We start from the raw sequence: 14859 nt of genomic DNA on the forward strand, positions 1-14859 counted from the left end.
GACGACGACCGCGGCGCGCAGCGCCCCGGACGCCCGCGTGGGGGTGGGCTCGTGCGCCGCGTCACCGGTCGCCCGCTCGAGCCGCCGCGCGAGCGCGACGGTCGCGAGCCCGACGACCCAGCCGGAGGTCGCGCCCCAGGCGGCGCCGACCCGGACCGGGTCGAGCATCGCGACGCGGAGCGTCGGGACGAGGCCCTCGTGCTGGAGCACCGGGGACAGGATCATGACCGACGACGTGAGGACCGCGACGACGCCGCCGACGGCCGCCGCGAACCAGACGGCGAGCGCGCGGGGGGCGAAGCCGGTGCGCGCGGCGCCGGCACCGGGGAGCGCGATCGCGGCCACCGCGACCACCAGCGCGACGGCGGCGGCCACGTGCCACGGCTCGAGGACGCCGTACTGCACCAGCGAGACGCCGGACGTGGCCGGTGCGACGAAGCCGACGACCCCGGCGGGCACCCCCGCACGCACGAGCAGCGCGTGCACCACGGCAGCCCCCAGCCAGAGGGCGAGGGAGAGGAAGCCCGCGACGAGCGCAGGCAGCAGTGTCCGCTTCGACAGCATTTGCGCGACGCTAGCAGCGGGCGGGACGCCGGACGGCCGAACCCGATCTCACGTCCCCCCGTCAGGTGAACGGTGATCCGACGGGCGTCGACGACCGGGCGGGCGCCGCGCCCGGTCGCGTCCGGGGCGGCGTCGCGAGGCGGGCGACCCGCGTCCCGACCGGGAGCGGGCTCAGGACGGGACGCGCGTGCCGGCCTTCCAGTAGCCGCAGAACGTGACGTGCGTCTTGGGGACGCCGCGCTCGTTGACGAGGAACCGGCGGGTGCCGGTCGCGAGCCGGGACTCGCCGACGGCGAAGGCGGCGACGGTGCCGTCGGGCCACGGGAGCGCGCGCAGCGCGGCGAGGGCGAGGTCGCCGACCGGCTCGCCGCCGGTCCGGGGGAGCCAGTGGACGGTCACGCCGTCGGGGGCGTCGACGGGCTGGGCGTCGGCGGCGTCGATGAGCTCGACGAACGCGTCGCCGACGGTGTCGCGCGGGAGGTCGCGCAGGATGCCGGCGATCGCGGGCAGGCCGCTCTCGTCGGCGACGAGCAGGACGCGGTCGGCGGGCACGTGCACCCACCCGCAGCCCTGGTCGATGAACGCGACGTCGACGCCGGGCTGCACGGCCTCGGCCCACGGGCCGCCGACGCCGACGGGCCCGTGGCACACGAAGTCGATGTCGACCTCGGGCGTGCCGTCGGGTCCGTCGGGGCGGTGGTCGCGGATCGTGTAGCTGCGGATCACCGGCCGGGTGGCCTTCGGCAGCGTGAGGAAGCGCAGGTAGGCGCGGGTGTCGAACCGGTCGGACATGTTGTCGAACCGGGTGTCGTCGCGCACGGGGACGGCGAGCCGGACCCACTGGTCGAAGCCGCGGTACTCGAACCGGCGCAGGTCCTCGCCGCCCAGGGTCACGCGGACCATGTGCGGCGTGACGCGCTCGGCGCGCACGACGGACGCGTGCACGAGGCCGCTCGGGGCGTGGGTGACGGCGATCTGGGGCACGGTGAGCTCCGGGGCTGGGTGACTGAGGCTCGCCTAACTTAGCCATGCCTCACCGGCGCGCCAAGAGCCGTCTCAACGTCCGCCCAGACCGTCGCCGGCGGCCTCATCTGCATCGCCGCCACCGAAAATCCCGAAAACACCGAAACCCATTGCGGCCCGATGGCGTGCCATGTCACGCTCGCCAGCAACCTCGCATTCTCAACGTAGAGAGGCGTTTCGGACGTGAGATCTTCCCGCGTGGCACGCAGGCGTGCCGTGGTTCCCTCCTTGACCGCACTCGCCGTCGTCGCCGTCGGGCTGATCCCCGTCGCCGCCGCGGCCGTCCCCGGCGACGAGACCCCGCAGAGCAGCCTCGGCTACCCGACGTTCCGCGGCTCCGACACCCCCGTCCCCCCGACCGGCGTCGACTACGCGCCGTCGCCCTACCTGCAGCGCGTGTTCGACGCCGACGTGGCCGCGGGCGCAGGCAGCGCGCCGGGGAACGACTTCTGGGTCGACCGCACCCTCGCGCGCACGGGCCCGGCGTTCGACGGCACCGAGAACCTCGTCGCGTTCACGCGCGGGCGGGCCGTGTTCATGAAGACGCACCAGCCGGCGCGGCTCGGGTGGGACGGCGACGTCGCCTACTGGGAGTCCATCGGCGGCGGCGGGGCGTTCACGTTCACCGTCCAGGCCGACGGCGCGGCGGTCACCCTGACCGAGCAGGCGTCGCAGCGGCGGCAGACCCCGTCGTACTTCCAGTCGGTGTTCACGGGCGGCGGGCTGCGGCTTACGCAGACGAAGTTCATCACCGACCAGGACGTCATGGTCGCGAACGTGGCCGTCACCGACACCTCGGGCGCCGCACGGACCATCCGCCTCTCCGCCACCTCGCCGCAGGCGGGCACGGTCGAGGGCGACGAGCTCGTCGGGACCGTGCGGGCGTTCAACAACCTCACGACGATCACGCCGCGCCTGTCGGGCGACGGGTTCACCGCCGATCCGGGCGCCGCCGCGCTGGTCCGCGACCTCGCCGTCCCGGCCGGCGGCTCGGCCACCACGAAGCTGCAGCTCGGGATGCTCACCGACGAGCGCCCCGAGTCGGCCGCCGAGTACGCCGCCTACCGCGCCGCGAGCCCGGCCGAGGCGTTCACGACGCACGTCACCGCCTACAACCGGTGGTGGGCTCTCAACATCCCCTATCTCGACACACCGTCGGACGACATCGACAAGACGTTGCTCTACCGCTGGTGGCTCATGCGGTTCAACTACCTCGACGCGGACATCCCGGGGAACGACTACCAGTTCCCGACGTCGATGGAGGGCGTGCTCGGCTACAACAACGCGATCGTGCTGACGGTCGGGATGTTCGTCGACGACCTCAAGTACTTCCGCGACCCGACGTACGCGTACGGGCCGGCGCTCGCGGTCGGCGAGACGTCGAAGCGCGGGAAGTTCGTCGACAACCCCGGCGACCCCGCCAACTGGTCCAACTCGTACACGCAGTACATCACCGAGGCCGCGTGGCGGGCGTACGAGCTGCACGGCGGACCGGGCGCGATCGGCTCGACGCTCGGGCAGCACTCGATGGACGACGTCGAGGGCCTGCTGGACGCGTACGACGGCAACGGGAACGACCTCATCGAGTACTCGTGGGGTGCGATGACGGGCAACGACGCCGACGCGGTGTCGTTCCACTGGCCCGGGCACGGCGCGAACATGGACCGCACCGAGAGCGCGTACCTCTACTCGAACGCGAAGGCCGCGGCGGAGTTCTTCCGCGTCGCGGGGCAGACCGAGAAGGCCGACCACATGGAGGCGCTCGCCGGGCGCGTCAAGGCCGCGGTCCTCGAGCACCTGTGGGAGCCGGCGCAGACGACGCCCGACAAGGTCGGCCTGTACGGGAACCTGCTCAAGCACCGCATGACGCAGGACGGGACGCTCAACCCGTACAAGGAGATCAACAACTACTACCCGTTCACCGTCGGCCTCATGCCGAAGCCCGGTGACCCGGACGACGACCAGCCGTACACCGAGGCGCTGCGCCTGTTCGCCGACGCCGACCAGTACCCGGTCTTCCCGTTCTTCACGGCGAACCAGGTCGACAAGGCGGACTCGCCCGAGGAGGGGTCGAACAACTTCTCCGTCATCAACTCGACGGTGCTGTTCCGCATGTTCTCCTCGGTGCTGCGCGACTACCCGACGGACTACGTGACGCCGGAGATGTACAAGCAGCTCCTCTACTGGAACGCCTTCGCGCACTACCAGGGCGGCGACAACCGGCTGCCGAACCAGAACGAGTTCTGGGCGAACGGCTCCGCGGCCGACGGCGGCTCGATCGGCTACCGGTCCTGGATCCACCACACGATCCTCGGCGCGACGAACTTCACCGTCATCGAGGACGCGATGGGCCTGCGCAGCCGCGCCGACGGCAAGATCGAGCTCGACCCGATCGACATCGACTGGCCGTGGTTCACCGCGAACAACGTCCGGTACCACGACCGCGACCTCACGGTCACGTGGGACGAGACGGGCGACCACTACGGCGACGACGTGCCCGCGGGGTACTCCGTGTTCCTCGACGGCGCGCTCGCGTTCACGGTCGACGACCTGTCGCACGTCGTCTACGACCCGGCCACCGGGTCCGTCGAGGTGCTCGAGGGCGACGCGGCCGTCGTGACCGCGAACGCCGCCGACCTCGCGACGGCCTCCGACGTGCGCTTCGCCGACGGCGACCGCGTGGTCGACGTGTTCGCCAAGGCGGGCACCGACATCGCGACGGAGTCGACGGGCTCGTCGAACCTCGCCGCGGGCCGCCCGGTCACCGCGTCGTTCTCGGCCACGGGCCGCGCACCCGAGGGGGCCGTCGACGGGACCACCGTCAACGAGCCGTTCTGGGGGACGGTGGGATCGCCGAACGCGTCGGACTCGATCGAGGTCGCGCTCGACGGCACGCAGGCCGTCGACGACGTCCGCGTCTACTTCTACCGCTCGTCGTCCAGCGCCACGGTGCAGGGCTACGCGGCGCCCGAGCTGTTCACGGTGCAGTACCACGACGCCACCGGCTGGCACCCCGTCCCGGGGCAGGCGCGGTCGCCCGTCTACTCGACGGCCAACCTCAACCGCGTGCAGTTCCCCGAGGTGCAGGCTGACGCGCTGCGCGTGACCGTCCAGCACGCCGCGGGCTTCCGCACCGGCGTCAAGGAGGTCCAGGCCTTCGCGACGGGCGTCGAGGCCCCGCCGTCGACCAACGCCGCGCCGAAGGTCACGGTCTACCAGGACCCGACGTTCGACCAGCCCGCCCAGGTCCGCCTGGTCGGGACGGTGTCCGACGACGCGCAGCCGTCCGGCACGCTCACGTCGGCATGGACGGTCGTGAGCGCGCCCGAGGGTGCGCAGGCCGTCGTCGCGTCGCCCGCGCAGGCCACGACCGTCGTGCAGCTCGACACGACCGGCCGGTACGTCCTGCGGCTCACGGCGTCCGACGGCGAGCTCTCGACGAGCCGCGACGTCACGGTCGACGCCGAGGTCAGCGGCACCGCCAAGACGAACGTCGCGCCCGACGCCACCGCGTCCGCGTCGGCCGTCACCGGCTGGAACCGCGTCGCCGCGATCAACGACGGCCTCGCGTCCTACCCGGTCGCCGCCGAGTCCGACGCGTGGGGCACGTGGGGCACCGCCGCCGGTGCGGGCAACACGTACTGGGCCCGGCTGACGTGGCCCGAGCCCGTGCGGGTCGACGAGTCGCGGATCCTGTTCCACTCCAACCGCGACCCGGGCGGCGTCCTGCCGCCGTCGTCGTGGTCGCTCGAGTACCTCGCGGGCGACGGGACGTGGCAGCCGGTGCCGGACCCGAGCGGCTACCCGACCGAGGACGGGTCGTTCAACGCCGTCACGCACGGGTCGGTGACGACCACGTCGCTGCGCGCGACGCTCGTCCGCAACGGGTCCTCGTACCCCGGCATCATCGAGTGGCAGGCGCTCGCGGAGGAGCCCGTCGCGGTCGAGGACGTGTCCGTCCGGACGCTCGTCGGCGTCGCGCCGGTGCTGCCGCCCGCCGTGGAGGTCGCCTTCGCCGACGGCTCCCGCGTCGAACGGGCGGTCGTCTGGCAGGACGTCCCCGCCGACGCGTACGCCGCGCAGGGCGAGTTCACGGTCCCCGGCTTCGTCGCGGGCACCGCGAAGCTGGCCCGTGCGACGGTCTTCGTCCGGCCGACCGACGCCGTGCAGATCAACACCTTCGAGCCCGCCGCGGTGACCACGGTCGCCGGGACCGCCCCGGTGCTGCCGGCTCGCGTCGTCGCGACGTACAACGACGGCTCCGAGGCGTCGCTGCCGGTCACGTGGGACGCGGTCGACCCGTCGTCGTATGCCGCGGCCGGGGAGTTCACCATCGAGGGCACCGTCCCCGGCACGGACAAGCGGCCGACGGCCGTCGTCACCGTGACGTCGGGCGCCCCGCAGGCACCCGTGGTCACGCTCACCACCGACCCGGAGCGTCCGGCGTCCGGCTGGTTCACCGGCCCGGTCGACGTGACGGTCTCCGCGACCGACGACTCCGACCCGTCGCCGACGGTCGAGGCGCAGGTCGACGGGGGTGCGTGGACCGCCGTGACCGGACCGGTCACGGTCAGCGGCGACGGTCGGCACACCGTCCGCGGCCGGGCCACGGACTCCGGCGGGCTCGTGTCGCCGGTCCAGTCCGCGGCGGTCGACATCGACGGCACCGCACCCGTCGTCACCGCGTCCTTCGACGAGTCCCGGCGCCGCCTCACCCTGGCGACGACCGAGACCGGCTCGGGCGTGGCGTCGGTCGAGTACCGCGTCGACGGCGGTGCGTGGACGGCGTACGGCACGGGCGCGACGATCGCCACGGCGGCGACCGTCGAGTACCGGTCGACCGACCGCGCGGGCAACGTCTCGGCCGTCGGTTCGCTGGCGGTGCCCGCGCCCGACCCGGACGCGCCCGTCAACATCGCACCCAACGCGGCCGTGAGCGTCTCCGCCACGACCACGTGGAACCGCGCCGCCGGCATCACCGACGGCGTCGCGACCCACCCCGTCACGTCGCAGGCGTCCGCCTGGGGCACGTGGAACATCGCGGGCGACACGCAGTGGGCACGTCTCGACTGGCCCGCGCCGGTCACGACGGACACCAGCCGGCTGCTGTTCTTCGACGACGGCGGCGGCATGCGTGCCCCCGCGTCGTGGACGATCGAGTACCTGCTGGACGACGGCGTGACGTGGGCGCCGGTCCCGGACGCGTCGCCGTACACGACGACCGTCGGCCAGCTCGACACCGTCACGCACGCCCCCGTCACGACGACGGCGCTGCGCGCGACGCTGACCAAGCCGCCGACCGGCTGGGTGGGCATCGTCGAGTGGGAGGTCCTGAGCGCACCCGTCGCGGCGACGGTCCTCACCGCCCCGACGGACCCGGTCACCGCCGGGGACGCCTTCGACGTGACGCTGAGCGGGGGGACGCCGGGCACCGCCTACGCCGTGACCGTCGAGCCAGGCGGCGTCGCGCTCGGCACGCTCACCACCGACGCCCAGGGCGCGGGGGTGCTGCGCACGGCGCCGCTCCCGCGGGAGCTGGCGGGCGGTGCGTACACGGTGCGGGCCGCAGCCGGGGACGCGGTCGTCGAGGCGGCGCTCACGGTGGTCGCCGGGCCGGGCGAGGCCGTCGTCACCGCCGGGACCGTCGAGGTCGTCGGGGTGCCCACGGTCGGGCAGGTGCTGCTCGTGCAGACCGCCGGCTGGGGTCCTGAGGGCGTCGAGCTCGCCTCCCAGTGGTCGGTCGGCGGCAAGGCCGTCCCTGGCGCCACCGGGGCCGAGTACACGCCGACCCGGAAGGACCTCGGCAAGACGGTCACCGTCGAGGTCACCGGGTACCTGGAGGGCTGGGAGAGCACGTCGGTCACCTCGGAACCCACCGCGGCGGTCGTGAAGCCCACCGTCCAGGCCGGGACCGTCGCGATCGCGGGGACCGCCGTCGTCGGCGGCACCGTGCGGGCGCAGACGTCGGCCTGGGCGGACGGCGTGAGGCTCGAGTACCGCTGGCTGCTCGACGGGACCGTCGTCAAGGGCGCGACGTCGAGCAGCTGGAAGGTGCCCGCGTCGGCGGCCGGCACGGTCCTGACGGTCGAGGTCCGCGGCAGCGCGGCCGGGCACGAACCGTCGACGTGGGCCTCGTCGCCGCCGACCACGGTGCAGCCCGGCACGCTCACGGCCCGCGACGTGCGGATCGCGGGGGCGGCCCGGCCGCTGTCCGTCGTGACCGCGCTGCACGGGGTGTGGGGGCCGTTCCCGGTGCACCTGTCGTACCAGTGGTTCGTCGACGGCAAGGCCGTCAAGGGCGCGACCGCGCCCGTGTACCTCGTGCGCACCGCCGACCGCGGCGCCGTCCTCACCGTCGAGGTGACCGGCACCAAGGACGGCTACACCCCGACCACGCGCACCTCCGACGGCATCAAGGTGGGACGTTGACCATGACCACGCACCAGACGACACGCAGGTCCGTCGCCGCCGCGCTGGCCGGGGCCCTCGTCGCGACGGCGGTGGCGGCCTGGCCGTCGGCCGCCGTCGCGGCGGACCCGCCCGCCCCGACGCGGTCCTTCCACACCGAGGGCAACCCGATCCTCGGAGACGGGACGTCCTACTCCGCCGACGCGGCCCCGTTGTCGGTCGACGGGACGCTCTACGTCTACGCCGGGCACGACGAGGCCGCCGAGCAGCAGGGCGGCTTCGCGATGCACGACTACCAGGTCTTCGCGACCGACGACCCGACGTCGGGGGACTGGGACCTCTACGCCGACAACCTGGACCCTGACGAGGTCTTCTCGTGGGCGACGGGTGAGGCGGCCTTCGCCGGGCAGGTCACGACCGGCGCCGACGGCCGCTTCTACTGGTACGCGCCCGTGCAGTGGGAGAGCACCGCCGTGCCGAACCGCATGGCGATCGGCGTCGCGGTCTCCGACTCGCCCGTCGGGCCGTGGACCGACGCGGTCGGCGCACCCCTGCTGACCTGGACCGACGTGTTCGGCTCGTCGACCACCGGGCAGGAGGTCATCGACCCGCACGTCTTCACCGACATCGACGGCTCGGTCTACCTGTACTGGGGGTCCTGGTCGGTCGCGCGGGTCGTGCAGCTCGACCCGTCGATGACCGCGCTGGCCGGGTCGATCCAGACGATCCCCGGGCTCACCGGGTTCTTCGAGGCGCCGTGGGTGTTCGAGCGCGAGGGCACCTACTACATGGCGTACGACTGGAAGCAGGGCGGTTCCGAGTGCACTCCGTCGAACTACCAGGCGTGCATCGCCTACGCGACCGCGCCGTCGGCGCTCGGCCCGTGGACCTACCAGGGGATCATCCTCGGCGGCACGTCCGCGACGACCGTGCACCCGTCGATCGTCGAGCACGAGGGTCGCTGGTGGATCACGTACCACACCAAGGACGCGGTGGGCGGTGGGCACTTCCGCCGGTCCGTCGCGATCGACGAGGTGACGTGGGACGGTGACCGGATCCTGCCCGTCCAGCAGACGCTCGCCGACGACCCCGACTTCCGGCTGACCGACAACGTCGCGCTCGCGGCCACGGCCTCGGCGTCGTTCACCGAGCAGCCGCCCATGCGGCTCGGCGCGGTCAACGACGGCTTCCGCCGGACCACCGCGCTGCTGCCGCCCGACCAGTGGGGCAACTACCGCGGCACGACGTCGTCGCACCCGTCCGACTGGGTGCAGTACACGTGGGACGCGCCCGTGCGGACCGGGTCGGTGGGCATCGAGTTCCACCGTGACGGCAACTGGATCCGGCAGCCGTCCTCCTGGGTCGTGGAGTACCTCGACGACGCGGGCGCGTGGCAGCCGGTCACCGGCGCGACCTACCCGACGGCGACCGACACCTGGCACACCGTCACGTTCGACACCGTCTCGACGACCGCGCTGCGTGCGACGTTCCGCGGGCTCGACGAGGGACCGTACGTGCACTCCGTGTCCGTCTCGGAGTGGGAGGTGTACGCGGTCGCCGCGGACGCGCTGCCCGAGGTCGAGGTCGCGACGCCCGTCGGCACCGCGCCGGTGCTGCCCGCCGCCGTGCGGGCGTCGTACGGGGACGACTCGGCGTGGGTGCCCGTGAACTGGCGGCCCGTCGACCCGGCGGACCACGCCGCCGAGGGGACGTTCACCGTCGAGGGCCGCGCGCTCGGGCAGAAGGGCGGGTACGTCGTCGCCACCGTGCACGTGGGTGGGACCGTCGACCCGGGCGAGGACGACACGACGGCACCGGCCGTCTCGGTCTCCGCGTCCGGCACGTCCGGCGAGGACGGGTGGTTCTCGTCGCCCGTCACCGTCCGGGTCGCCGCCGACGACGACACGTCGTACCTCACGACCATCGAGACGCGCGTCGGCGACGGCGCGTGGACCCCGACGGCCGACGCCCGGCACGTCGACGTCCCTGTCACCGCGCAGGGCGAGACGGTCGTCAGCGGCCGGGCCACCGACGCGGCGGGGAACACGTCTGCCGAGGTCAGCCGGGCCGTGAAGGTCGACACGGGCGCACCGACGGTGTCGGCCGCGCTCGACGAGGCCACGCGCGCGGTGACCGTCGGCGCGACCGACACCCTGTCCGGCGTGGCCGCGGTCGAGTACCGGTTCGACGGCGCGGGCGAGTGGGTCGCGTCCGACGCCGGTGCGGTGGTCGAGGCGCCCGACATGCTCCCGCACGAGCTCGTCGTCCGCGCCCGCGACCGCGCCGGCAACACCGCCACGGCCACGGTCAGCATCCCGCTCGGCGACGGCGCGTCGCTCACCGGCAACGTCGCCCCGTACGCCACCGCCTCGGCGTCCTTCACCTCCGGGTGGGAGAACGTCGCCGGCATGAACGACGGCACCACCGCCTGGGGCGAGGACGACGCGTCGAAGTACGGCGCGTCGTGGGGCACGTGGGACCGCGTCGGCGAGCAGTGGGCGCAGCTCACGTGGGACTTCGACGTGACCGTCGACCGCGCAGGAGTCTGGTGGTACCAGAACGTCCCGGACGCGCAGAACGAGGGGCTGATCGCGCCGAGGTCGTGGGTGCTGCAGTACCTCGACGAGGACGGGACGACGTGGCACGACGTGGCACTGACCTCGGGCGACTACGCCCGCACGTCGACGGGCTTCGTCCCGGTGGGCTTCGACGCCGTCACGACCCGCGCGCTGCGGATCGTCGCCCAGTCCTGGGGCGCCGCCGCCGGGCAGGGGTCCGTCGGGATCCACGAGTGGCAGGTCGGGGCCGCCGAGGCTGCCGGGGTGGTGATGCCGGCCGCGCCGACGTTCACGCCCGCCGAGGTCTGCACCGACGGCGTCCCCGAGAAGGCGCGCGTCGTGATCCCGTCGACCGAGGGCGTGGTCTACGCGATCGACGGCACCGACGTGACCGGCACGGTCGAGGTCGCGGCCGACGCGTCGGTCGTCGTCACCGCCCGCGCCGCCGACGGCTACACCCTGGCTGACGGCGCGACCACCGAGTGGGAGCACCAGTACGTCGCCCCCGACTGCCCGGTCGAGGACGTCGTCGTCACGCCGACCGCACCGGTCTACACGGGCCCGGTCTGCACCGACGGCGAGCCCGGTGACGGGTCCGTCGCCGTGCCGACGGTCGAGGGCGTCGAGTACCGCGTCGACGGCTCCGCCGTGACCGGGTCGATCACGGTCGCGCTCGGTGAGGTCGTCACGCTCAGCGCGGTCCCGCGTGACGGGTACGCCTTCCCGGCCGGTCCGCAGGCGGTGTCGTGGGCCTTCCGCGCCGACGCCCCCGACTGCTCGCCCGCCGCCGCGGTCGTGCCGGGGTCGGTCGCGCTGAAGGGCAAGGCGCGCGTCGGCGACACGCTCACGGTGTCGACGAAGGGCTGGCAGCCGCAGGGGGTCCGCCTCGCGTACACGTGGTTCGCCGACGGGGTCCGCCTCGACGGCGTCACGGGTGACCGCCTCCAGGTGCCCGCAGCCCTGGAGGGGACGTCGGTCACCGTCAAGGTCACGGGCTTCGGCACCGGGCTGGTCTCGGTGTCGGCCACCTCCGACCCCGTCGGCCCGGTCCTCCCGCCGAAGACGGGCTGGGACTGGCCCTGGTCGGGCGGCGGCTGGCGCTGGCCGTGGTCCTGACCCGCCCGTGACCGACGAGGGGTGGCCGGCCGAGGGGGGCCGGCCACCCCTCGTCCTCGCGCGCACCCGTCCGGGTGAACCGGCTGGGCCTGTCGCAGGACTGCGACACGGTTGCGACGCACGCGCGACCGGCGGACGTGTCGGGTCCACGTACTTTGTCCGTATGCACCCCCTGCGAACCACCCGTCGTCGCACGTCAGGCGCGTTCTGCGCCCTCGTCGCCGTGACGCTCACGGCGTGCGCGGCACCCGGGACACCCGACGCGTCCGACCCCGCGACCCGTGACCCGCGCCCGCCCCGGACCGCGTCGCCGAGCCCGACGCTCGCCGTTGCGGCGGGGTACGACGTCGGCGAGATCCCGCCCGTGCCGCTGTTCGTGCTGCCCGACCTGTCGATGCTCGACGCGTCCCTCTCCGGGTTCGCGATCCAGGTCGACGACGCCGTCGGCGACCTCGCGGGCGTGCGCGTCGAGCCCCAGCGGTGCGACGCGCAGGGCACGTCCCTCGGCGTCCTGCTCGCGTACGGCGACGGGTCCGGGACGCTCACCGGTCCCGACGGCACGGTGACGAACTACGGCGACGGCTCGGGCACGTACAGCCTGAACGGCACCGAGGTCACGGTCTACGGCGACGGGTCCGGGACCTACGCGGACGGCACCACGACCGTCACGAGCTACGGCGACGGCTCAGGCACGTACGACGACGGGACGACCAGCGTCACGCTGTACGGCGACGGGTCCGGGACGTGGTCGCGCGGCGGGCGGACCATCACGAACTACGGCGACGGCTCGGGCGTCTACGACGACGGCACCGTGACGATCCAGAACTACGGCGACGGCTCGGGCGCGTACGAGGGGCCGGGGGTGTCGATCACCAACCACGGCGACGGCACGGGCGTCGTCAACGGAGTGCCCGTGCAGGTGCCCGAGCTCGCGCCCGTGCCGCGGCTCGGGACGTTCCCGTCGATGGGCGTCCTCGCACCGGCTCCGTCGTGCGGCACGCGCATCGTGCTCGACGCGGCCGTCCTGTTCGACTTCGGCAGCCACGAGCTGCGGGCCGACGCGCGGGCCACGCTCGACGCGGTCGCGACGGTGCTCGCCGACGTCCCGGCCGCGGGCGTCGAGGGGCACACCGACTCCGTGTCCTCGGACGACTTCAACCAGGCGCTGTCCGAGCGCCGCGCGGACGCCGTCGCGGCGGCGCTCGCCGAGCGCGGCGTGACCGGTTCCCTGGACACCGTCGGGTACGGGGAGTCGCGCCCGGTCGCGCCCGACGAGGTCGACGGTGCCGACAACCCCGCAGGCCGGCAGCTCAACCGCCGCGTCGAGATCGTGGTGCCGTCGTGACCGGCCGCATCCGGCCGTCCGTACGCACCGCCGTGGTCCTCGCCGCGGTGCTCGGCGGAGCGCTCGCGGGGTGCTCGGCGGAGATCGTCCGGGCCGACGCCCCCAGGTCGGCCGCCGACGGCGACGGCCCGTCCGCGCCGGAGGGCCGGACCCCGCCCACCACCCCGAGCGGGTCGGGGGACACGGTGCCGGCGGACGACGACGTCGCGACCCCGCTCGAACGCGCGGGCCTCCTCGCGGCCGCGACGCAGCACGTCACGTGCGGCGGCGGCGACCTGGTCCTGTCCACCGCGGTGTCGGCCGTCGCGGTCGACGACGACTGCGCGACGCTGACCGTCGCCGGGACGGACACGACCGTCGTCGCGGGCGACGTCGAGCGGCTCGTCGTGCAGGGCGCGGCCGTGCGCGTCGTCGTCGCGCACGTCGGGTCGGTCGAGATCGACGCGGCCGACGTGCGCGTCGCGTGGGAGGACGGCACCCCCCGCGTGGACGACCGCGGCGCGGCCAACGTCTACGGGCCCGTCGGGACGGTCGGGCTCGACGGCTCGGACGGTGCGTCATGACGGCACCGCTGCCGCCCGGGCCGGTCGCGCCCGGCTGGTCCCTGCCACCCGTCCCGCGGACCAGCGGGCTCGCCGTCGCGTCCCTCGTGCTCGCGCTGTGCGGGTTCGGGCTCCTGCCCGTCGTGCTCGGGCACCTGGCGCTGCGCCGGATCCGGCAGACGGGTGAGCGCGGCTCCGGGCTCGCGGTCGCCGGGCTGGTGCTCGGGTACACGACGCTCGCGCTGGTCGTCGTCGTGCTGCTCGTGGTCGCGGGCTCGGTGTGGTGGGGCGTGCGGGCGTGACCGGGACGGACGGGACGGTGGCGCCGCACGTGCTCCTCGTCGACGACGAGCAGGCGATCCTCGACGGCCTCGCGCCGTTCCTCGAGCGGTCGGGCGTCCGCGTGTCGACCGCCGCGGACGGCGAGGCGGCGCTCGCGACCCACGCCCGCACCCCCGCGGACATCCTGGTGTGCGACGTCCTCATGCCACGTCTCGACGGCCGCGCGCTCGTGCGCCGCCTGCGTGCGGACGGCGACTGGACGCCGGTCGTGCTGCTGACGCAGGTGGGCGAGTCGTACGAGCGTTCCGCGGCGCTCGAGGAGGGCGCCGACGACTACCTCAACAAGCCGTTCGACCCGCTGGAGCTGCTGGCGCGCGTGCGCGCCGTGCTGCGTCGTGCGGTGCCGGGCGTGCCGTCGCTCACCGCGTCCGACGTGCTCGTGAGCGGCGGCCTGCGCGTGGACCGCGCCGCGCGGCGGGCGACGCTCGACGGCCGTACGGTCGCGCTGACCCCCAAGGCGTCGCTGCTCCTGGACTACCTCATGACGCACCCGGGCGAGCTGCTCACGCGCGAGCGGCTGCTGTCGACGCTGTGGGGCTTCGAGTCGATGGTGACGACGCGCGCGGTCGACCACCGCGTCGCGGAGATCCGGCGCGTCCTCGACGACGACCCCGCCGACCCGCGGTTCGTCGAGACGGTGCCCGCGGGCGGCTACCGGTTCTGCGGCGAGGTCCGTCGTGGGGGCCGCGCATGAGCCGGAGGGGTGGCGTGCCGCGCCGGGCTCTCGTCGCGGCGGGTGCGGTCGCCGTCGTCACGCTCGCGGTCGCCGTCGTGACGGCGCTGACCCTGCCGGGCGCCTCGCTGCGCGTGACCGTGCGGCTCCTGCCGCTGGTGCTCGTGGTGGGCGGCGCGACCGCCGCCGCCGTCGTGGTCGCCGCGTGGGTCCGTGCAGGCCGCGTCCGCCGCGCGGACGCCGCGGTGGCGAGCGCCGAGCTCGCGGGCCGACGGGCCGAGCGCGAGG

General features: G+C 74.2%; 8 protein-coding genes and 1 pseudogene. 7 read left to right on the forward strand and 2 right to left on the reverse strand.

The window, feature by feature from the left end; translation table 11 throughout:
- Together CTKZ_RS15220 and CTKZ_RS15225 are read right to left on the reverse strand one after the other, a co-directional pair.
- Window positions 1–564, reverse strand: a 564-nt coding sequence (locus CTKZ_RS15220; protein WP_200829768.1) for a hypothetical protein, incomplete at its 3' end; no start/stop codon positions are given.
- A 171-nt stretch (window positions 565–735) separates the two neighbouring features.
- Window positions 736–1548 carry a siderophore-interacting protein gene (locus tag CTKZ_RS15225; RefSeq protein ID WP_124343737.1) on the reverse strand — a complete coding sequence of 271 codons (813 nt, stop codon included), beginning with the start codon at window positions 1546–1548 and terminating at the stop codon, window positions 736–738.
- Window positions 1549–1815: 267 nt separating this feature from the next.
- On the opposite strand from CTKZ_RS15225, the gene CTKZ_RS15230 reads away from it, so the two are divergent.
- From CTKZ_RS15230 to CTKZ_RS21660, 7 genes and pseudogenes are all read left to right on the forward strand, one after another.
- Window positions 1816–8016, forward strand: a complete 6201-nt coding sequence (locus CTKZ_RS15230; protein WP_235843507.1) for an Ig-like domain-containing protein — start codon at window positions 1816–1818, stop codon at window positions 8014–8016.
- 2 nt (window positions 8017–8018) lie between these two features.
- The gene (locus CTKZ_RS15235) at window positions 8019–11669 is read left to right on the forward strand and encodes a family 43 glycosylhydrolase (RefSeq protein WP_124343739.1); all 3651 of its coding nucleotides are present in this window, start codon (window positions 8019–8021) and stop codon (window positions 11667–11669) included.
- Window positions 11670–11832: 163 nt separating this feature from the next.
- Window positions 11833–13014: an OmpA family protein gene (locus tag CTKZ_RS15240; RefSeq protein ID WP_124343740.1), complete on the forward strand. Its 1182-nt coding sequence runs from the start codon at window positions 11833–11835 to the stop codon at window positions 13012–13014.
- Complete coding sequence (locus CTKZ_RS15245) at window positions 13011–13577, forward strand: DUF3060 domain-containing protein (RefSeq protein WP_124343741.1); 567 nt, start codon at window positions 13011–13013, stop codon at window positions 13575–13577. Before CTKZ_RS15240 ends, CTKZ_RS15245 begins: the two co-directional genes overlap by 4 nt.
- Window positions 13574–13858 (forward strand): DUF4190 domain-containing protein, encoded by a 285-nt coding sequence (locus tag CTKZ_RS15250; RefSeq protein WP_124343742.1) that lies wholly within the window; start codon window positions 13574–13576, stop codon window positions 13856–13858. The genes CTKZ_RS15245 and CTKZ_RS15250 overlap by 4 nt, the downstream gene beginning before the upstream one ends.
- Complete coding sequence (locus CTKZ_RS15255) at window positions 13855–14592, forward strand: response regulator transcription factor (RefSeq protein WP_200829769.1); 738 nt, start codon at window positions 13855–13857, stop codon at window positions 14590–14592. Before CTKZ_RS15250 ends, CTKZ_RS15255 begins: the two co-directional genes overlap by 4 nt.
- Before the next feature lie 14 nt (window positions 14593–14606).
- Window positions 14607–14859 (forward strand): annotated as a pseudogene (locus tag CTKZ_RS21660) (hypothetical protein); the annotation flags it as partial.

The sequence above is a fragment of the Cellulomonas algicola genome (assembly GCF_003851725.1).
Taxonomy (GTDB): Bacteria; Actinomycetota; Actinomycetes; order Actinomycetales; family Cellulomonadaceae; genus Cellulomonas; species Cellulomonas algicola.

Bases quoted from the DNA above. Each gene is read 5' to 3' on its own strand.
- CTKZ_RS15250 (WP_124343742.1), top strand. From the start codon at position 13,574: ATGACGGCACCGCTGCCGCCCGGGCCGGTCGCGCCCGGCTGGTCCCTG.
- CTKZ_RS15240 (WP_124343740.1), top strand. From the start codon at position 11,833: ATGCACCCCCTGCGAACCACCCGTCGTCGCACGTCAGGCGCGTTCTGC.
- CTKZ_RS15235 (WP_124343739.1), top strand. From the start codon at position 8,019: ATGACCACGCACCAGACGACACGCAGGTCCGTCGCCGCCGCGCTGGCC.